Source organism: Herminiimonas fonticola, assembly GCF_040395855.1.
GTDB lineage: Bacteria > Pseudomonadota > Gammaproteobacteria > Burkholderiales > Burkholderiaceae_D > Oxalicibacterium > Oxalicibacterium fonticola_A.
Genome location: NZ_JBEBPO010000042.1, coordinates 1 through 20,284 on the forward strand (window position 1 = coordinate 1; position 20,284 = coordinate 20,284).

The 20,284-nt window shown below is 55.5% G+C and carries 21 protein-coding genes; 14 read left to right on the forward strand and 7 right to left on the reverse strand.

What is annotated here, in order from left to right; translation table 11 throughout:
• From ABWP27_RS07220 to ABWP27_RS07265, 10 genes are all read left to right on the forward strand, one after another.
• On the forward strand, positions 1-308 hold a 308-nt coding region (locus ABWP27_RS07220), incomplete at its 5' end, for an urease accessory protein UreH domain-containing protein (protein WP_353155210.1).
• A complete protein-coding gene (locus tag ABWP27_RS07225) occupies positions 305-2,863 on the forward strand; it encodes a heavy metal translocating P-type ATPase (RefSeq protein ID WP_353155212.1) in 2,559 nt (852 codons plus the stop codon). The genes ABWP27_RS07220 and ABWP27_RS07225, both read left to right, overlap by 4 nt.
• Before the next feature lie 5 nt (positions 2,864-2,868).
• A complete protein-coding gene (gene ccoS, locus ABWP27_RS07230) occupies positions 2,869-3,021 on the forward strand; it encodes a cbb3-type cytochrome oxidase assembly protein CcoS (RefSeq protein WP_353155214.1) in 153 nt (50 codons plus the stop codon).
• Between the two features lie 356 nt (positions 3,022-3,377).
• Positions 3,378-4,805 (forward strand): cytochrome-c oxidase, cbb3-type subunit I, encoded by a 1,428-nt coding sequence (gene ccoN / locus ABWP27_RS07235; RefSeq protein WP_353155216.1) that lies wholly within the window; start codon positions 3,378-3,380, stop codon positions 4,803-4,805.
• Between the two features lie 23 nt (positions 4,806-4,828).
• Positions 4,829-5,443: a cytochrome-c oxidase, cbb3-type subunit II gene (gene ccoO, locus ABWP27_RS07240; protein ID WP_353155218.1), complete on the forward strand. Its 615-nt coding sequence runs from the start codon at positions 4,829-4,831 to the stop codon at positions 5,441-5,443.
• A 2-nt stretch (positions 5,444-5,445) separates the two neighbouring features.
• Positions 5,446-5,619, forward strand: a complete 174-nt coding sequence (locus ABWP27_RS07245) for a cbb3-type cytochrome oxidase subunit 3 (RefSeq protein WP_353155220.1) — start codon at positions 5,446-5,448, stop codon at positions 5,617-5,619.
• On the forward strand, positions 5,612-6,550 hold the full coding sequence (ccoP, locus tag ABWP27_RS07250; RefSeq protein WP_353155222.1) for a cytochrome-c oxidase, cbb3-type subunit III: 939 nt from the start codon (positions 5,612-5,614) through the stop codon (positions 6,548-6,550). The genes ABWP27_RS07245 and ccoP overlap by 8 nt, the downstream gene beginning before the upstream one ends.
• 111 nt (positions 6,551-6,661) lie before the next feature.
• Positions 6,662-8,062: a cytochrome c oxidase accessory protein CcoG gene (gene ccoG / locus ABWP27_RS07255; protein ID WP_353155224.1), complete on the forward strand. Its 1,401-nt coding sequence runs from the start codon at positions 6,662-6,664 to the stop codon at positions 8,060-8,062.
• A 22-nt stretch (positions 8,063-8,084) separates the two neighbouring features.
• Complete coding sequence (locus tag ABWP27_RS07260) at positions 8,085-8,624, forward strand: FixH family protein (protein WP_353155226.1); 540 nt, start codon at positions 8,085-8,087, stop codon at positions 8,622-8,624.
• Positions 8,625-8,638: 14 nt separating this feature from the next.
• Positions 8,639-8,869 (forward strand): hypothetical protein, encoded by a 231-nt coding sequence (locus ABWP27_RS07265; protein WP_353155228.1) that lies wholly within the window; start codon positions 8,639-8,641, stop codon positions 8,867-8,869.
• 56 nt (positions 8,870-8,925) lie between these two features.
• On the opposite strand, the gene fnr is transcribed toward ABWP27_RS07265, so the two are convergent.
• Positions 8,926-9,681: a fumarate/nitrate reduction transcriptional regulator Fnr gene (fnr, locus tag ABWP27_RS07270; protein WP_353155230.1), complete on the reverse strand. Its 756-nt coding sequence runs from the start codon at positions 9,679-9,681 to the stop codon at positions 8,926-8,928.
• Positions 9,682-9,812: 131 nt separating this feature from the next.
• Complete coding sequence (fdxA, locus tag ABWP27_RS07275; RefSeq protein ID WP_353155232.1) at positions 9,813-10,142, reverse strand: ferredoxin FdxA; 330 nt, start codon at positions 10,140-10,142, stop codon at positions 9,813-9,815.
• 356 nt (positions 10,143-10,498) lie between these two features.
• Here fdxA and ABWP27_RS07280 point away from each other — a divergent pair, with 356 nt between their 5' ends.
• On the forward strand, positions 10,499-13,006 hold the full coding sequence (locus ABWP27_RS07280) for a penicillin-binding protein 1A (protein WP_353155234.1): 2,508 nt from the start codon (positions 10,499-10,501) through the stop codon (positions 13,004-13,006).
• Here ABWP27_RS07280 and ABWP27_RS07285 read toward each other — a convergent pair.
• Complete coding sequence (locus ABWP27_RS07285; RefSeq protein WP_353155236.1) at positions 12,978-14,549, reverse strand: diguanylate cyclase; 1,572 nt, start codon at positions 14,547-14,549, stop codon at positions 12,978-12,980. The genes ABWP27_RS07280 and ABWP27_RS07285 overlap by 29 nt on opposite strands.
• Before the next feature lie 295 nt (positions 14,550-14,844).
• Between ABWP27_RS07285 and ABWP27_RS07290 the strand changes: the two genes are divergently transcribed.
• Positions 14,845-15,831 (forward strand): formylglycine-generating enzyme family protein, encoded by a 987-nt coding sequence (locus ABWP27_RS07290; protein WP_353155238.1) that lies wholly within the window; start codon positions 14,845-14,847, stop codon positions 15,829-15,831.
• 119 nt (positions 15,832-15,950) lie between these two features.
• Entirely contained in the window at positions 15,951-16,280 is a 330-nt protein-coding gene (locus ABWP27_RS07295; RefSeq protein ID WP_353155240.1) for a hypothetical protein, read from the forward strand.
• A gap of 49 nt (positions 16,281-16,329) precedes the next feature.
• Here ABWP27_RS07295 and def read toward each other — a convergent pair whose 3' ends face one another.
• Complete coding sequence (gene def / locus ABWP27_RS07300; protein WP_353155242.1) at positions 16,330-16,842, reverse strand: peptide deformylase; 513 nt, start codon at positions 16,840-16,842, stop codon at positions 16,330-16,332.
• Between the two features lie 21 nt (positions 16,843-16,863).
• On the opposite strand from def, the gene kdpF reads away from it, so the two are divergent.
• Positions 16,864-16,953, forward strand: coding sequence for a K(+)-transporting ATPase subunit F (kdpF, locus tag ABWP27_RS07305; RefSeq protein ID WP_353155244.1), 90 nt, complete (start codon positions 16,864-16,866; stop codon positions 16,951-16,953).
• Between the two features lie 231 nt (positions 16,954-17,184).
• Here the strand turns inward: kdpF and ABWP27_RS07310 are convergent, their stop codons facing one another.
• The 3 genes from ABWP27_RS07310 to ABWP27_RS07320 all read right to left on the reverse strand — a co-directional run.
• Complete coding sequence (locus ABWP27_RS07310; protein WP_353155246.1) at positions 17,185-19,194, reverse strand: DUF3300 domain-containing protein; 2,010 nt, start codon at positions 19,192-19,194, stop codon at positions 17,185-17,187.
• A 247-nt stretch (positions 19,195-19,441) separates the two neighbouring features.
• Positions 19,442-19,873 carry an OsmC family protein gene (locus tag ABWP27_RS07315; RefSeq protein ID WP_353155248.1) on the reverse strand — a complete coding sequence of 144 codons (432 nt, stop codon included), beginning with the start codon at positions 19,871-19,873 and terminating at the stop codon, positions 19,442-19,444.
• A 205-nt stretch (positions 19,874-20,078) separates the two neighbouring features.
• On the reverse strand, positions 20,079-20,284 hold a 206-nt coding region (locus ABWP27_RS07320), incomplete at its 5' end, for a MerR family transcriptional regulator (RefSeq protein WP_502905326.1).

A 20,284-nucleotide genomic window follows, 5' to 3' on the forward strand; every position in this document is an offset into this window, starting at 1 on the left:
TGCCGTGCGGCATGGTGTACAGCGTGCTGCTGACAGCGATGTTTTCCGGCTCTGCACTGTCCGGTGCGCTGGTGATGCTGGCTTTCGGGCTCGGCACCTTGCCGGCGATGCTGAGCCTGGGACTGGTCGGTGCGCGCCTGCGCATGCTGGCGCAAAAACGCAAGGTGCGGATAGCCTGTGGCCTCATCGTTCTGGCCTTTGGCGTACTCGGATTGCTGCGTGCTGCCGGCGGTCTGTCAGGCGACATTTCAGGTGGCTTGCTGGATGCGTTTTGCATTACGCCGCAGGCAGCGGGGCTGCATAGATGAACGCACATACGGAAGCCGAAACCAATTCGGTCGTGCAAAGCGCAACGACTTTCGACGGCTGCTATCACTGTGGTTTGCCCTTGCCGACTGCGGCGCACTGGCCGGTCGAGATTGACGGCCAGCATCGCGACATGTGCTGCCCCGGTTGTCAGGCGGCGGCGCAAACCATCGTCGAGATGGGACTTGCCGATTATTACCGCACGCGTTCCGCATTTTCCGCCACCGCCGATAGTGCGGCGCTAATCCCGCCCGAACTGCTGCTCTACGATCTGCCGGAAGCGCAAAAAAAATTCGACCTGAATGAAGAAAGTGCGGAAGCGACGCTGTCCATCGAAGGCATACGCTGCGCTGCCTGCGTCTGGCTGATCGAACGCCGGCTGGCGCGCCTGCCCGGTCTGCAAGCGGTCAATCTGAATGTGGCGACCGAAAGGCTGTATGTGCGCTGGCAAAAGGAGTTGTGCAAGCCGAGCGACGTTTTGCAGGCAGTGCGCGATATCGGTTATGTGGCCTATCCCTATGATGCGGCCAGGCATGACGCGCAACTGCGTCGCGCCAGCCGCACGCTGTCGCGCCAGTTATTCGTTGCCGGTTTGTCGATGATGCAGGTGATGATGTACGCAGTGCCGGCCTATATCACGCATGACGGCACACTGGAAAGCGACATGGACACACTGATGCGCTGGGCCAGCCTGTTGCTGACGCTGCCCGCCGTCTGTTATTCGGCCTTGCCGTTTTTCCGTGGCGCTTATGCCAGCCTGCGGCAGCGTGCACTGGGCATGGATGTGCCGGTTGCACTCGGCATAGGTGCCGCTTTTATCGGCAGTGTGGTCGCCGTATTGCGCGGTGACGGCGATGTGTATTTCGATTCCGTCACGATGTTCATCTTCCTGCTGCTGTGCAGTCGCTATCTGGAATTGATAGCGCGTCGCAAGGCGGCCGGAGCGCTGGAAAAGCTGCAGCATGCCTTGCCGGCTGCCGCCGCACGCATGAGCGGCTATCCGGCGCAGCGCGAATGCAGCATGGTGGCGGCAACCCAGTTGTGTGCCGGCGACTTCATTCTGGTCAAGCCGGGCGAAGCCATTGCCGCCGATGGCGAGATCGTCGAGGGCGCGAGCGCGATCGACATGTCCTTGCTGACCGGCGAAAGTGCAGCCCTGAAAAAAAACGTCGGCGATATTTTGCCGGGCGGTGCCATCAACATCACGCAAGCCATCGTGCTGCGCGTCAGCAAGGTGGCAGCGGACAGCACCTTGTCGCAACTGATACGGCTGATCGAACGGGCAGGGAATGCCAAGCCGCAGATTGCGCTGTGGGCCGATCGCGTAGCGGCATGGTTTGTCGCTGCCTTGCTATTGTTTGCCCTTGCCGTCTTTGTCTTCTGGCAGTGGCACGATCCGGCGCGCGCCTGGCCGATTGCAATTGCCGTGCTGGTCGTCTCCTGCCCATGCGCACTGTCGCTCGCCACGCCGACTGCGCTGGCGGCCGCTACCGACCGGCTGGTGCGGCAAGGCGTATTGATCGTGCAGCCGCATGTGCTGGAAATCCTGCATCGCACGACGCACATCGTATTTGATAAAACCGGCACGCTGACGGTAGGCAAACCGGTGCTGCAAAACGTGCATGCCTTCGCCAGTATCGAGCGCAATGACTGTCTGCAGATCGCCGCTGCGCTGGAAACCTCGAATGCACATCCACTGGCGCAAGCCATTGTTGCCGCCGCCTCAGCCGTCGCAACGACGGAGACAACGCAGGTTGCGCATGATGTCAGTTATACGACAGGGCAAGGCCTGGAAGGCGTGATAGACGGGGTTCGCTTCCGGCTCGGCAATGCCGTCTTCGTCGGCGAACTGGCCGGACGCAGCATCGATCACCAAAGCAGCACCGGCATGACCTCAGTCTATCTCGGCAGCAGTGGCACATGGCTGGCGCGCTTCGATCTGACTGATGCGGTGCGCGAGGATGCGCGCGAGGTGGTCGCGTATTTCAAACGGCTGGGAAAAATCGTTATCCTGCTCAGCGGCGATCAAGCGGATGTCGCGCAGCATGTGGCGTCTGAACTCGGGATTGCAGAAGCGCATGGCAGCTGTCTGCCCGAACAGAAACTGGCCTTCGTGCAAGAGCTGCAGCGGAAGGGCGGTATCGTGGCGATGGTCGGCGACGGCATCAACGACGCTGCCGTACTGCGTGCCGCCGATGTATCGTTTGCGATGGGCTCAGGGGCGGCGCTGGCGCAGACGCATGCCGATACCGTTTTGCTGTCGCCGCATCTTGCCGCCATCGCAAATGCTTCGGAGGTCGCGATCAAAACCATGCACGTGATCCGGCAAAACCTGTTCTGGGCGACCTGCTACAACCTGCTGGCGATTCCGGCAGCGGCGATAGGCTGGATCAATCCATGGATGTCCGGCGTCGGCATGTCGCTCAGTTCGGCGGTTGTCGTGCTCAACGCACTGCGCCTGCGCCGCATTCCGCGTACGCATGATGATCAGTCGGTGCCGGAAAAAGCAGAACATCCAAACGGCATTGCCGCCATCGCAGAGCCAGGGGTAAACTGAAGCACATGGAAGCCTTGTACCTTTTGATCCCGCTCAGCATTCTGATTGTGTTCCTGGCAATCTGGGTATTTTTCCGTGCCTCCGATAGCGGACAGTTCGACGACCTGAAAGGGCCGGGCGCCCGCATCCTGCAGGACGACGACCGTCCGGGGCAGTGATAGCTGTTCCATTTTTCATGTTGCGGCTTGCGCATTTGCCACGAATCACCGTGCATGGCCGGCATTGCAAACAAACGCTGTCGATATAAGAGTCCGCACACGATCCGGTTGTCAATCGGGCCGGCAATTCACCTGCCGATTCGTCGCGACCGTCAGCAGTTCATTTTCTGCAGGCCGCAAAAATAGCGTGTGGAATAGCCGGATTCCGCTTCCAGCCACTCCGTGCTGTGTACATGCGAGACGAAACCGGTAGTTTGTCTCTTCTGTTTGACGCCGATTTGATGCAAATCAAAATATCACACGGCACTCGGCCTTACCCTTGCGGCATCATCGTTGCACTCTAGGGAGAAGGTTCAGTGGATACGGCACTTAACTATAATTACAAGGTCGTCAAGCAGTTCGCGATCGCCACCGTCGTATGGGGCGTGATCGGGATGCTGGTTGGCGTTTTCATCGCCGCACAGCTGGCCTGGCCGGCACTCAATTTCGATATTCCCTGGCTGTCTTACGGGCGCCTGCGCCCCCTGCACACGAATGGCGTGATCTTTGCCTTCGGTATTTGCGGTCTGTTCGCCACCTCCTATTACGTCGTGCAGCGCACCTGCCAGGTACGCCTGTTTTGCGACAAATTGGCTGCGTTTACTTTCTGGGGCTGGCAGCTGGTGCTGGTTCTGGCCGTCATCACGCTGCCTATGGGCTGGACACGTGCCAAGGAATACGCAGAACTGGAATGGCCGATCACGATCCTGATCACCATCGTCTGGGTTGCCTACGCGGTGGTGTTTTTCGGCACCATCATCAAGCGCAAGGTTGCGCACATCTATGTGGCCAACTGGTTTTTCGGCGGCTACATCCTTGCCGTCGCCTTGCTGCACATCGTCAACGGCATCAGCATGCCGGCATCGATAGGCAAATCGTACTCGGCATATTCAGGCGTGCAGGATGCGATGATCCAGTGGTGGTACGGCCATAACGCAGTCGGTTTCATCCTCACCGCCGGTTACCTCGGCATGGTGTACTACTTCATTCCAAAACAGGCGGAACGTCCGGTGTATTCGTACCGCCTGTCCATCGTCCACTTCTGGGCGCTGATCTTTACCTATATGTGGGCAGGCCCGCATCACCTGCACTACACGGCATTGCCGGACTGGACGCAATCGGTCGGCATGGTGTTCTCGCTGATTCTGCTGGCGCCAAGCTGGGGCGGCATGATCAACGGCATGATGACGCTGTCCGGCGCATGGCACAAACTGCGTTCCGACCCTATTCTCAAATTCCTCATCGTCTCGCTGTCCTTCTACGGCATGGCGACGTTTGAAGGTCCGATGATGTCGATCAAGACCGTGAATGCGCTGTCGCATTACACCGACTGGGGTATCGCCCACGTCCATGCGGGTGCGCTCGGCTGGGTCGGCTTCATCACCATGGGTTCCATCTATTACCTGATTCCGCGCCTGTGCGGCAAGAAGGAAATGTGGAGTACGCGTCTGATTGAAACCCATTTCTGGGTCGCCACCATCGGCATCGTGCTGTACATCGCCTCGATGTGGATTGCCGGCGTGATGCAGGGCCTGATGTGGCGTGCAGTCAATCCTGACGGCACCCTGACTTATACCTTTGTCGAAAGCGTGAAGGCAACGTATCCGTATTACGTGATCCGCTTTACCGGCGGTGCGCTGTACCTGTCGGGCATGCTGCTGATGGCTTACAACTCATGGATGACGATGCGCGATGGTGAGGCGGTGCACGCCCGCATTCCGGATGTCGTTGCGGCACACGCGTAACTCACAGATCAAGGAGCAACTGAATGAAATTTTCACATGAATGGATAGAGAAGAATCCCTGGCTGCTGATCGCGCTGGTGACACTGGTGGTCAGCGTCGGCGGTGCGGTAGAAATCGTGCCGCTGTTCTTCCAGAAATCGACTACCGAACCGGTCGCCGGATTGAAGCCGTACTCGCCGCTGCGTCTGGCCGGGCGCGATATTTACACCCGTGAAGGCTGCTACAACTGCCACTCGCAAATGATCCGTCCATTCCGCGCCGAGACCGAACGCTATGGCCATTATTCGGTCGCCGGCGAATTCGTCTACGACCGTCCGTTCCAGTGGGGCTCGAAACGCACCGGCCCGGATCTGGCGCGCGTGGGCGGCCGTTACAGCGATGAATGGCATCGTATTCATCTGGATAATCCGCGCCATGTGGTGCCGGAATCAAATATGCCCGGCTACCCGTGGCTGGCAAAAACCAAGCTGGTGCCGGAAGAAATCATTCCCAAGATGAATGCATTGCGACGGCTCGGCGTGCCTTACACCGAAGATGAAGTCAAGGCAGCACCGGACGAACTGGCGGGCAAGACGGAGCAGGATGCACTGGTTGCATATCTGCAGGGATTGGGCACTTTGATCAAGACGAGACGCTAATCATGAATATTTCCATCGATGCCAGCAGCATCATGACAGTAGTAAGTTTTTTGACCTTCATCGGCATTCTGGCCTGGACCTTCATCCTGCATCGCGGCAGCGATTTCGATGCGGTAGCCCGTGCGCCGTTTGCAGACGAGGAAGACAGGGAAAAAGCGGAGGGCAGCCATGTCTGATTTCACCAATGGTTTCTGGAGTATCTACATCACGGTGCTGACTCTGCTCGGCATCTTCGGCTGCGGCTTGCTGCTGTGGTCGCAATCGAAAGTGAAGATCAAGCGGGAGCCCGGTTCCACCCAGCAGATGGAAACCACCGGCCATGTCTGGGATGAGGACCTGACCGAACTGAATACGCCGATGCCGCGCTGGTGGATGTGGCTGTTCTACCTCACGATCGTATTCGCTCTGGCCTATCTGTTCCTGTATCCGGGACTCGGCACCTATGCCGGCAAGCTGGGCTGGAAATCGAGCGGAGAATATGAGACCGAGCTGAAAAAAGCCGACGCTGAATATGGCCCGCTGTTCAACAAGTACCAGCAGCAGGATCTGAAAGTCGTGGCTGCCGATCCGCAGGCGCAAGTCATAGGCGAACGCCTGTTCCTGAATTACTGCGCGCAATGCCACGGCTCGGATGCACGCGGCAACAAGGGTTTTCCCAACCTGACAGACAAGGACTGGCTGTACGGTGGCGAGCCGGATGTCATCAAGACGACCATCCTGAAAGGGCGTCACGGCATCATGCCGCCTATGGGCGCTGCAGTCGGTTCGGATAAGGATGTGGAAAACCTCACGCATTACGTACTGAGCCTGTCGGGTGCCAATTCCGATCCTATCAAGACGGTATTCGGCAAGCCAAAATTTGCCGCCTGCGCAGCCTGCCACGGTGCAGACGGCAAGGGTAATCAGGCACTGGGCGCACCAAATCTGACGGACAAGGTGTGGCTGCATGGCGGCAGCACGAATAGCGTGATGGAGACCATCCGCAAAGGGCGCGACAGCATGATGCCGGCGTTCGACGACTTCCTCGGCGAGGCCAAGGTACATGTACTGGCCGCCTATGTATGGAGTCTGTCGAACCAGCCCAAGGCCGAGAGCGCAAGCAAATGATAGGCGGGGAAGGAGGCCGGCGCAGGCTGGTCTTCTTCCCCATCGCCGAGTTTCATCAGGCAGCCAGCTTGCCGCATTGTTTTATAAAGCAGTATGCGTAATGGAAAGAATATGAGCAGCAGCGATCCGGAAGTCTCAGTCATCCAGATGTATGCGGCGCGCGAGGAAATTTATCCGCGCGAGACCAAGGGTCGCTACGCTACCTTGCGCTGGTTGTGCGTATGGCTGACGCAACTGGCGTTCTATGGTTTGCCCTGGCTGAACTGGAATGGCAGGCAGGCGCTGCTGTTCGATCTGACGGCACGCAAATTCTATATTTTCGGTATCGTGCTGTGGCCGCAGGATTTCATCTATCTTGCCGCGCTGCTCATCATTGCGGCTTACCTGCTGTTTCTGGTCACTGCCATCGCAGGCCGCGTCTGGTGCGGCTTTGCCTGTCCGCAAACCGTCTACACGGAAATCTTCCTGTGGATAGAACGGATGATAGAAGGCAAGCGCAGCGCCCGCATGCGGCTGGACAAGCAGCCTGCGTCCTTTTCCAAATTTGCCAAGAAAACCGCCAAGCACATGGCCTGGGGTGGCGTTGCCTTGTGGACCGGCTTCACCTTCGTCGCCTATTTCACGCCGATTCATACCCTGTTGCAGAAAGTGCTGAATCTGGGACTGGGCCCCTGGGAGTTGTTCTGGATTCTGTTTTACGCACTGGCCACCTACGGCAACGCCGGCTGGCTGCGCGAACAGGTGTGCAAATACATGTGCCCCTATGCGCGTTTCCAGAGCTCGATGTTCGACAAGGATTCGCTGATCATTACCTACGATCAGAAACGTGGCGAACCGCGTGGCATGCCGAACAAGAACGCCGACGAGGCGGACAAAAAGCTGGGCGACTGCATAGACTGCACCATGTGCGTACAGGTGTGCCCGGTTGGCATCGATATTCGCGACGGCCTGCAATATGAATGCATAGGTTGCGCCGCCTGTGTGGATGCGTGCAACTCCGTGATGGACAAGGTAGGTTCGCCGCGCGGGCTGATACGTTACTCAACCGATAATGCGCTGACGAATAATCTGTCAACGAAAGAGGTGCGGCGCCGCGCCTTCCGGCCGCGGGTGCTGATTTATACCACCATCCTGCTGGCGATCGTGATTGTATTCTTCACCACGCTGGCACTGCGTACGCCGCTCAAACTCGACGTGATCCGCGATCGCGGCGCAATGGGCCGTGAAGTGGAAGACGGGATGATAGAAAATGTCTACCGCCTGCAGATCATGAACACCTCCGAATCTGCGCATCGTTATCGCATCAGCGTGTACGGCATAGAATCACTGCGCCTGGTCACACCGGATGAAGTCGATCTGGCTGCGACTGAAACACGCGCCGTACCGATACGCCTGCGCACCGATCAGGGGCAGGGCGAACCGGGTTCCAACAAGATTAGCGTGACGCTGCAAGCGGTGGATGACCGCCGCCTGCAAGTCACCGAAGAGGCGGTATTTTTTGTGCCGCGCTGATAGGCAAGAAAAGGAAAATATGATGGCACGTACTGCACCGCTACTGAACCAGGCCGTAAATGAAGGACCCTGGTATACACATCGCTGGCCGTGGCTGCTGATGCTGGGGCCGTTCATCGTGGTCATCGCCGGCAGCATCACGATCTGGATTGCCGCCTCCCGGCAGGATGCACTGGTGGTCGACGATTACTACAAGCAGGGCAAGGCGATCAATCAGGATCTGCGGCGCGATCGCGTGGCCAGCGATCTCGGCGTGCGTTTTAGCGCGCAGTACGATACGCCGACTCGCATGTTGACAGGCAGCGTGGCGAATACGGCCAGGCAAGCCACCGGCAACATCAACGTGCGCCTGATCCACGCCACCATTCCGGAAAAAGACATCGTGCTGTTGCTGCGGCCGGATCAAAACGGAAATTTTGCAGTAGCATTACCTGTGCTCGAGTTGGGGCGCTGGCAGGTCCTGGTCGAAAATGAACAACGCGATTGGCGTCTGAACGGTCACTGGTCATGGCCGGCAGACCGCAAGATCGCGATTGAAGCAGATGAGGCAGTGAAAAAATAAAAGGGGAGCACGCAATGCGACGACTGTTGATGATCGTTCTATGGCCGTCTTTTCTCGCTGCGATTGTGGCGGAAGGTCTGTTTTTCTCTGTGTTCGATCCCTATCTGCTGACGTTCAGCAACAGCAAGACCGTCTTGCAGCCTATGGCCGCCTATACGATAGGATTCTTTGCCCTGTGGCTGTTCTGCGCGCTCTCCAGTTTCCTGACGCTTTATCTGAACGAAGAGCCGAAAAAAGCCGGATGACGCGATAGGCTAGTGCCACTGATGCGGCAGCCGGCCGCTGCGATTGGCTGCGGCAATCAGCCGCAGGTTTCGGTGCCGGCGGCCATGGCCTTCAGGGTGACCGGATCGAGCAATTCGATTTCGCGATTGCTCACTTTCAGCAAACCCTGTTTCTTGAACTTGGACAGCAGACGACTGATGCTTTCTATCGTCAGGCCCAGATAGTTGCCGATATCCTCGCGCGACATCCGCAACTGGAAGCTGGTTGAGGAATAGCCGCGCGCCATGTAGCGCGAAGCCAGATTGACCAGGAACGCTGCGAAGCGCTGTTCGGCGCGCATATTGCCGAGCAGGAGCATGACGCTTTGCTCGCGCGTGATTTCCTGGCTCATCATGCGATGAAAGTGGCGCAGCAGAACAGGCATGCTGCTGAACAATTCTTCCAGACGCGGAAATGGAATTTCGCAGACTTCACTGTCTTCCAGCGCAATCGCATCGCAATGATGGCGATCTGTACTGATCGCATCCATGCCCAGCAATTCTCCCGCCATCTGGAAACCGGTGATTTGCTGTTCACCGCCGGCATTGATCTGGTAAGTCTTGAAATGGCCGACGCGCACCGCATACAGATTGGTAAACGGATCATCCATCCGGTACAGGTATCCATCGCGCGGTACTTTGCGGCGGCGACCTATGATCTGGTCCAGCTTATCCATATCGTTTTCACCCAGTCCCATCGGCAGGCACAACTGGTGCATGCTGCATGTAGAGCAACTGGCGCGAACAGCACTGACGGTGAGTGCCGGGCTAAGGTCGGGAGAGGGTGTGCTCATATCTTGGTCATGTATCCTGAAAGTAATGTGGCAAATATTGAGTGGTTATATCCGTTGCAATCGGGATGTTTGGCGATGCCTGTTAGCAGTGCTTCCAAACCGATATATAACGATCTGCGTTTATTACTTTTTCAAACCAGCAGCAAGGGCAGTTTATCTTTAAGCTCCGCCCATTTTGCATGCTCGGGTAGCGGTTCCTTCTGCTGTCTGATACGTTTCCAGTCCGGATGCCGGGAAAGCGTCCGGTTCAGTTCGACAAAATGTTGCTGCTCAGGCGAGATTTCCGCCGCATTAATGATCGCATTAACCGGGCATTCAGGCACGCACACTGAACAATCTATGCACTCATCCGGATTGATCGCGAGAAAATTAGGCCCTTCGAAAAAGCAGTCCATCGGACACACCGCCACGCAATCGGTATATTTGCATTGAATGCATGATTCGGTAACGACAAAAGGCATTTTCTCCATTCCATTCAATGAGGCACAGACGATATTGTAACGTCAGCTAGGCGTATAGCCGAATTTGTCATCTGATTTGCATGAAAAACAGGCTGTTAAAGCATGTTTACAGTTGTTTTGTTGACTTGATTCATCCTGGTGTTTTGCAGATTGCGCAGCTTTCTCGTGCCGGCTTGTTAACGTAAATACCTTGAGCTTGTATCTGCTGCAATTTTCATGGAAAAAGAAATCTCGTAAAACGAGCTGCACCTAGTTTTTGACAGCAAGGTAGACAGAGATACAATGCGGATGCGGTGTATATAATTTGCAAAAATGTAAATTTTGCAAGAAACAAATGGTTTCAACTTGATGGCGCAATGCCTGATAAAGTTGCGACGCACAAGACTTCACAGGGGATCGCGTTGCGGCTTTTTTCGTTTATTTCTAAATCAATCGTGGATTGGTCAGAGCGACCAACCGATATCAAACTTCGCCAGGCAGCCATTGTTGCCGTCATTGCCTCTTTTTGCGCAGCCTTGCTGCTGGTGGCCTATACCTTTATCTTCGTTGCGCCGAATCTGCCATCTATCGATGGCTTGACCGATTACCGGCCCAAGATTCCGTTACGTGTCTACACCGCCGACAATGTGCTGATCGGTGAATTCGGCGAAGAGCGTCGCGATTTCGTCTCGATCGGCCAGATCCCCGCCAGCATGAAAAACGCGATCATCGCGATTGAAGACAATAATTTCTATGAGCATGGCGGCGTCGATCTGCTCGGCGTAGTACGCGCCGGTCTTGCCAATCTGGTGCGCAGTCGCTCGCAAGGCGCATCGACCATCACGATGCAGGTTGCACGTACCTTTTTGCTGACGCGCAAGAAAACCTATAGCCGCAAGCTGCAGGAAGTATTGCTGGCTTACCGGATAGAACAGAACCTGACGAAAGACCAGATTCTCGAGTTGTACATGAACCAGATTTATCTGGGACAGCGCGCCTATGGTTTCGGCAGTGCATCGCGCATTTATTTCGGCAAGCCGATCAAGGATTTGAGCATCGCTGAAGCCGCCATGCTGGCAGGCATACCGAAGGCGCCGGCCAGCGCCAACCCGGTGGTCAATCCGAAACGTGCGACTGAACGTCAGCAATACATACTCAAGCGCATGCATGAACTGAATTTCATCACGCAAGCGCAATATGAAAAAGCTGCGGCTGAAAAACTCCATGTGCTGGCGGACGGCAATCGCTTCCGCACCCATGCAGAATATGCGGCGGAACAAGTAAGACAGTTTATGTATTCGCAATACAAGGATGACATTTACACCAGCGGCATGAGTGTTTACACCACGCTGACCAAGGCCGATCAGGATGCAGCCTATGAAGCAGTGCGGCGTGGCGTGCTCGATTACGACAAGCGTCATGGCTATCGCGGTCCGGAAGCAGGTATCGAGTTGCCGAAAGATGAAGAAGATCGCCAGCAGGCGATAGAAGACATTCTGGTCAAGCACCCGGATAGCGATGATTTGAAGGCAGCCGTCGTGACTGCCGTATCGGCCAAATCGGTTAAAGCCGTTACGCTGGCTGATGACGAGATTGAAATTAGCAGCGAAGGTTTGCGTTTTGCTGCCGCTTCACTGTCGGCGAAGGCAGTCGAGGCGAAGAAAATCAAGCCGGGCTCCGTGATTCGTGTTCTGCAGGACAGCAAGAAGAAATGGGCCATCGCGCAATTGCCGGAAGTCGCCGCTGCTTTCGTTGCCGTCAATGCACAGGATGGTGGTATCCGGGCGATGGTGGGCGGTTTCGATTTTGGTTTGAACCAGTTCGATCACGTCACGCAAGCCTGGCGCCAACCGGGTTCCACTATCAAACCATTCGTTTATTCGGCAGCGCTGGAAAAAGGTTTTTCGCCTGGCACGCTGATCAACGACGCGCCGCTGGCCGAGGATGGCGAGCAGGGCGGCAAGGCCTGGAATCCGGGCAATGACAACGGCCAGTATGACGGCCCGGTAACGATGCGCACCGGTTTGAAGAAATCGAAGAACCTGGTTTCGATCCGGATTCTGCGCAAGATTACGCCGCCTTATGCGATCGAACATCTGACGCATTTCGGTTTCGATGCCGACAAGCAGCCGGCCAATCTGACGCTGACGCTGGGCACCGGTTCCGTTACACCTTTGCAGATGGCTGGTGCATATACAGTATTTGCAAACGGCGGCTTCAAGCTCGCGCCTTATCTGATTCAGAAAGTCGTCGATGTGCGCGGCAAGGTCTTGCTGGAGGCGAATCATCCGCAAGCCGGCGATGAAACCGCGCGCGCCATCGATCCGCGCAATGCCTTCATCATGACGACGATGCTGCGCGATGTGGTGCGCTCCGGCACCGGCTATATGGCTGGCCAGCGTCTGGGGCGCAGCGATCTGGCCGGGAAAACCGGCACCACCAACGATGCAATGGATGGCTGGTTTGCCGGTTACGGGCGCGACATGGTGGCCGTGGCATGGATGGGTTACGACAAGCCGCGTTCGCTCGGTAACAGAGAGTTCGGCGGTACGCTCGCCTTGCCGATCTGGGTCGACTATATGCGGACGGCTTTGCGCGGCAAGGCGGAAATTCCAAGCGCTGTTCCAGCCGGTCTCACGCAAGTCGATGGCGACTGGATGTACGACGAGTATGCCCACGGTGACGCGGTGCGGTCGCTGGATATCGATGAGGAAAAAGGATTCTGGGAACGCCTGTTCAATCCGGGGCCTGAGCAGCCTGCACCGGGAAACATGAATCAGGATGAGAAGGAGAAACAGCGCGAAGAGATGTATCGCGGCGAGGCTGCGTCGGACCAACGCATTGCCTCGGGCCCGCTTACATTTGCTCGGCCGGAGGCGCCATAACGGCCTGGCGTTTTCCTGCACCTTTGGCCTGATACATGGCGCGATCCGCATACTGCAGCAGCGCTTCGCTGGTCATTGCGCAATCCGGATAGCTGGCGACGCCTATGCTGGCTGAAATATGCGCACGCAAGCGGCCGAAGATATAAACGACCGACAGGCTTTCCACCAGTTTTTCTGCAACGCAGGTGGCATCTTGCAAACCGGTGCCGACCATCACAATGGCAAATTCATCGCCGCCCAGACGCGCCACCAGATCGGAATGACGGCCGCCTGCCTTGAGGCGTGCCGCAACTTCGCACAGCACTTGATCGCCGGTTTCGTGGCCGTACGCATCGTTCACGGCCTTGAAACCATCCAGATCGATGTACAAAATGGACAGGCAAGTCTGATTGCGCTCACACAGCGCCAGCTGCTGATTGACGATTTCATCGAATAGTCCGCGATTGGCGAGACCGGTCAGCACATCGTGATTGGCTTGATGTTGCGCCGACTGCAGCATTTCAGACGCCAGCATCAGCGATGCGCCAACCTCATCTGCTTCGCGCAAATGCAAAGGCGGAACATGAACCTTCTTGCCGGTGCCGAGCGCCAGCGCAGGGCCGGTCAGGCCGCGTATGGACTCGGCAATGCGACCGCCTATCAACCAGGCTGCGGCAAGGCTGCTGGCCAGCAGTATGAACGTGGCCAAAACGAGTGTGAGCAGCGTATTGCGCAATTCGAGCGTAAGCACTTCATTGGGAATGCCGATTGCCAGCGACCAGTTCGATATCTGCGAGTGACTAAGTACGGTGTGCACGGTGACGCCATCGTATGTTTTACTGGCAAAAATTTCTTCATTGTTCGTGCTGATATTTTCTATCACTTCCGGCGCGGCTTTTTTACCGACAAAATGTTCCATGTCTCTGGTGCGCGCGACGATCGTTCCCTTGCTGTCAAAAATGGCGGCAATCCAGCCTTCAGGCAGCTTTTGCTGCTGTAGCAATTTCTCGAATCGCTGAGGGAAAATGCCGGCATTCAGGTTGTAGGCTATCTTGCCGTCTATATAAACGGGGACGCCAATGACCAGTATGGGAGTCTGCGTCACCTGGCCGATGAATAAATCGGTGATGACTGGCTTGCCGTTTTCATAGATCGTCTTCAAGCCGGGAAACTGACTTTGCAAGGGCAGGGCTGCGCCAAATGGACGGCGCGTATTGAGAAGCTGCTTGCCGCTTATGTCGAGCAGCGCGATGTTGATATCGTCTTCCTCAACACGGCTTGCCAGTACCAGATGTGCCTGATCGTAGAAAGCACGCAAATCATTCGCAGGGAGATGCGAGGAGGTTGCGAGTGCGGCCAGCGAGGACTCGATACTGGCGAGATCGCGATCCACACCCGACATCATGGCGCGTGCCGTACCCAGCAAAGTCTGCGATAACTGGTCACGCGTGCGCTGGTATTCGTAAGTGATCAGCACGACTGCCATCAGCGCAGCCGGCACTACACACGCAATGACGAGTAAAAGCAGCTTGGAGCGTATGGTAGGCGCGTGCTTCGTTTTCATACTCGGCATCAGTATCGACTGCTCTATGATCGGGGGAAGCGCGAATTTTATCCCAGTTCACTTGCTTGCCAGAATTTTTCTTGTCAAAAGTTAAATTATTGAATTTTATTTGTCACATTTGCGCGCGTGTATTTCTCTGCTTCCGGCATTCATGCGTGCCACTGATCGCAAGGAAAAGGTTGAGTTTCTGTGGAGGAAATTTTTCGAATGTGCATGTTAAAGTTGCACAATTGATTTGAACACCTGACGTTTATATACGCCGGTATTTTTCCCCTACCTTCATTATCGGAGCGCCATGCGCAGACGAATTCTGTTGATTCTTGCTCTGTTGAGCGTGCCCTTGTGGAGCCGGGCGGACGAAGCGGTGCTGCAAAACCTGATCGACATGAAGTTCGTGCTGATTCCCGCCGGTGAATTCATGATGGGCAGCGATGCGTCTGCCGAGACCTTTGCCAAAACCTATCCGCAATACGAGCGCAAACGTTTTCTGGAACTGGGCGATGAGGCTCCGGTGCACAAGGTGCGCATTACACGCGCCTTTTATCTGGGACAGCATGAAGTCACTGTGGGCCAGTTTCGCCGTTTTCTGCAGGCTTCCGGCTATCAACCCGAATCGGAGGCCGACGGTAGCGGCGGTTACGGTTACAACCCTGCATACGATCCGGCACTATCGGTGCGCGGCGATGCATTCGAGGGTCGCAATCCGAAATATTCATGGCGCAATCCCGGTTTTTCGCAGGACGATGATCATCCGGTCGTCAACGTCACCTGGAACGATGCGCTCGCGATGTGCAAATGGCTGAGCCAGGCAGAAGGAAAAACGTATCGTCTGCCTACTGAAGCCGAATGGGAATACGCAGCACGTGCCGGCACCAGCACGCAGTATTACACCGGCGACGATCCGCAATCGCTGCTTGGTGCGGCCAATATATTCGATGCCGACGCTGCCAAAAACTGGGGCAGGTGGTCCAGTTATGCGCTGGCCGGGCATGACGATTTTGCCTTTACATCGCCGGTCGGCAGTTTTGCACCGAATGCATTCGGACTTTACGATATGCACGGTAATGCATGGGAGTGGACGGCCGACTGGCATGACGATCACTATTACGCCAATTCACCGCTCAACGATCCGCAGGGGCCGGCGACAGGGAACGTGCGTGTGCGTCGCGGCGGCTCATGGCACACATGGTCGTTTTACGCCCGTTCGTCCTATCGCAACTGGAATGCGCCGGATACGCGTTATACGCTGGTAGGCATGCGCCTGTTGCGCGAAGCCGACTAGAATTCTCGTGCGGACAAACAAGAATGAGTAGCATGCTCTTGAGCCGGCAAGTAATGGCAAAATGGATGCCTGCGTGACGACGCAAATATCAAGATTCAAGTATCAAGATTCAGGTAAAAATGAAAACACGAATAGAAGTGACCGGCTGTTTCCCCGTTTTACGCGCGCTGAATGCGCAACAGTTCACCAATGCAATCGAGCCGCGCCTGCTCGATATCCGCAATCCCCTGAGCGGTTTGCAAATCGATATGTTCGGCAAGGTGACGGCAGTGGATATTGCGGAAGAGCGCGGTATCGTCACGGTGGAAATAGAAGTGTCCGAGGATTTCCTGCAGCGACATCATTTGCAGCCGGAGCAGATCCGCACGATTCTGGTGGAGCGTATTACCAAGTTGCGCCATCCGGCAACCGGTGCGATGGCAAGAGTGGAAGCACGCCTGGCGAGCTAGTGCCGACTGGGGTTGATCAACCACCCCGGCTCTTTTCTTCCTCGGCAGGTCAGCGCACCTTGCTGCGGGATCTGGCTCGTTTGTCCAGGACAGACAAAATTCGTTTTTGATTCAAGGGCGACAAGTGTTCGACGAACACCATGCCTTGCAGATGATCCAGCTCATGCTGGATGCACATCGCCTTCAATCCATCGGCTTGCAATTCAAACGGTTTGCCATTCAGATCCAGTGCCCGCACGCGTATCCACGCAGCACGACTCACTGTTTCATAGACATCGGGAACGGACAGGCATCCTTCCTCGAATTCTTCCTTGCCACCCATCTTGATCACTTCCGGATTGATCAATACTAATAATTGATTTCCCTTTTCTGATACATCAACCAGGATGATGCGCAGGTGCACGTTCACCTGTGTCGCGGCCAGGCCTATGCCATCGGCCGCATACATCGTCTGCGCCATATCTCTGACCAGTTTATGAATCTGGTCGTCAATCTGTGCGACTGGCTGCGCAACCGTGTGCAGGCGTTCGTCAGGGTATTGCAGGATGGTCAGCTTGCTCATGTGTATAAAGCGATCTCTAGAATGAACGTATTTTACGTAATCGGCTCGCTTGTGGCGGTCGCTTTGCTTATTTATCTCGTGATGGCATTGGTGAGAGCGGAGGATTTGTAAAATGACTTTGCAATCCATCATGTGACTTGTCGCATTTTGGGCTGTATTGCTGATGCTCGCTTAACCAAAGGTAGTCAGATTGTGCATTTGACGTTGACTGCATACAACTGCTGACAGTATCAATGCAGGACGAGTCGTCACGGCGGAACTGATTGATCAGTTACGAGACTGAATACGAAACCAGACCTGGCAAATAAAATAGTAAATGCCATCTGATTTGCCAGGTGGGTCTTATCGTTCTTTTCTATCTTCTTCTTTCGCTCGATGAGAACGTTCTTGCTCGCGCCGTTGAGCGCGCGGCTCTTGGACCTGTGGGCGTGCTTGCTGTACTTGTTGCTGTTGCATTTGTGGACGTACTGGCTCAAACCGAGGTTGTTGGGCATGCGGTGCCTGCGGCTGTTCAAAACGAGGGGGTTGAACATGCTGTTGTTGCGGCTGCTCAAACCGAGGCTGCTGCGGAGCAGGGGTGGAATATATTTGTGGATGCGGTTGCTGCTGCGGTGCCTGTGGCCGAGGTTGCATAGGCTCTGGATTTGAGCGTAGCGGCATATTTTCTCTCTCGAGACGTTGTTGACGCATCTCGCTTTGCGGTCCGCGAGTTGAACGCAGGGTGTCTGGCGATGGCGCCGTATCTATTGGATGTTGCTGTCTGTTCTCCGTGTCGATCGTGTTTTGCTCAGTCTGACGTTGAAATCTATTGGAATTCAATCTTTGCCCGGTTTCGGATTGCGGACGTGTTTCCGGTCCACGCTTATTGATGTGCGGAGGCATTTCTCGCGTTTGAGCATCACGCGCTTGTGTTGAATGCAGAGTATTCGCATTGCGTTGCGTGCCTGGACCGTTCATAGCGGGACGTTCGCCTGGACGCACATCAGCAGGATTGACGCGAGGTACCGTCACCGCTCCATTGTGCTGTTGCGCAGGACGAGGAATATTGGCGCTGTGCTGTGTATCCAGTCCATTTGAACGTGCATCCCGGCGCGTATCGTCAGAGTTGAAGCGAGGCATGCTCATCGCCCCGTTTTGTTGCTGCGCAGGATGAGGAGTATCGGCTCTGTGCTGTACATCAGGCCTACTTGTGTCTGGCCGTGCTCCCGGACGCGTATCACCAGTATTGAAGTGAGGAATCGTGATTGGAGCATGTTGCAACCGCGTACTCAAGTTCTGACTCGGCGGTCTGAAATTCGGTGCGCCGCCGCTGACATTAGGCCGGCTCGCATTATTGCTGCTGCCAGGGACATTGTTATTCGACGTGTCAAAGTTGTTGGTGATATGTGAAGAATTATTGTTGCGATTAATAATGGTGGTCGATCTCGGTATATAGGTCGAGTTGTTATAGACCACAGCAGGGCGATGCCAGCGATGATTGGCGCCATAATCCGGGCCGGAGCCAGGGCCGCGACCACCCCAATTCATATCCCACGAATGCCAGCCCCATCCATCGTGATGGTGCATGGCGCTGCCAACCAGAATGCCGATGCCGAATGAAATGATGCCGGTCGCAAACATGTCACCGGAGCTATAGCCGGGGGTGTAAGCGTAACTTGGATAAACAGGAATCGGCGCACCATAGACAAGTGCAGGATTGTAGTCAGGCACATAGACGATGTCCGGTTGTGCCGATTCGATCACGATGGTTTCCGATGGAGGCGGTATGACGTAATAAGCCGATTCATCTGCGTAGTCAGGTGGTGGCGCGAGGCGCGGGCTGGACGTCACTCTCATTTTCGGCGAAGTCTTGAGATTGCCGGATTGTTGTGCACGCAAGCGCATGGTCTGAATCGCATTCATCACATCGTTCGGGTCGTTGGCATAGGCTTCGCCGAGTGCTGTTGTCCATGGAATGTTGTTTGCCATCTGCGCGAGTACGGCAGGGAAGGCGGTCAATGATTTGACGCTGACGTCCCAGGGTTGCAGGTTAGCGGCATTCTGCAATGCTTCGCCTTTCAAGGATGGATTTTGTCCCAGCCATAGATGGGCGGCAGTGATTTGCTCCGGGTAGGTCGAGCCGGCAAGAACCTGCGCAAGCAGTTTGTCAGGAAACAGTGCAATCGGCGCCACCATCTGCTCCAGTTGTTCTGCCGTTGGCGGCGTATAGGGGGCTGGCGCTGGAGGAGTCGTGGCGGTGGATGGAGGTGCTGTCGTGCTCATATCGGCTTTTCCACAACCGGCAACAGCAAGCAGGCTAATGACGAGCGAGGAGGCCACCAAAGTGGCGAACTTGTTTTGATGAACGTCCATGTTGTGCACCTGTCAGCTTTACTGATGACGAGTCGCAACTGCGGCCCTGTCCTGATTCTTTTTCAACGCACTGGATTGTTGCGGAGTTGACCTTTTGCTTGTTACCGACTGTAACAGCGTGAAATGGTTTCGGAGTTGCAATCAAGTGCATTTTGATATCGGTGTGATGAGACAAAAATACCCGCATCAGCGGGCATTTTTGTCTCATCATCATGCGCAGATATTTAGATATATAGAGGCTGGCGAATCAGTTTTCCAGCCTGGTGGTCAATGTAATCTCGGCATTGCCTTTGAACAGTTTGGATACCGGGCAACCGATCTTGGCATCATTCGCTATTTTTTCAAAACCGGCTTGATCCGTACCAGGCACTTTACCGACTAGATCAAGATGAATTTTGGTGATGCTAAAACCACCGGGTACTTTTTCCAGTGTGACGGCAGCAGTAGTATTCAGACTGTCTGCGGTCAGGCCGGCCTTGCCAAGTTCTCCCGACAAGGCCATCGTGAAGCATCCGGCGTGCGCAGCTGCGATTAATTCTTCCGGATTGGTGCCCGGGCCATCTTCAAAGCGCGCCTTGAACCCATACGGCGCGTCCTTCAATACGCCGGTTTGTACCGAAATGCTGCCGATACCGTCCTTGATGCCGCCTTTCCATGCTGCTGATCCAGTGTGTTGCATCTCTATCTCCTTGAAGGGTGAGGGTGAAAGTAGAACGCGGCAAATGGAATCGGTTCCATTCAAGATTGCACGACGGCGATGTGTTCTTGATCAGGAGAAAGCGACAGCGACAGCTTGAATGGTTAATGTGATGGCGCCGTACGAGCGTGATCATTGCCTGCATCCAGATTCACGCTGGCAGCGTGGGCCTGGTCAGTTCGACGATTCAATGACAACCGCCTGAGTGTGATCCCAGATTCCTGGGATCAATATCGTCACCATTCGCCAGGCCTTGCAGAATGCCGCATGCCTGCGTCGATTGAACCGTCAGGCAGCGGCTGCGCAACTCCTGCAGTTGCGACTCCAGTGCCTGCAGTTCCCTGATGCGGTCTGCGACGTGGCCGATATGCTTGTCCAGCAGCGTATTGACGC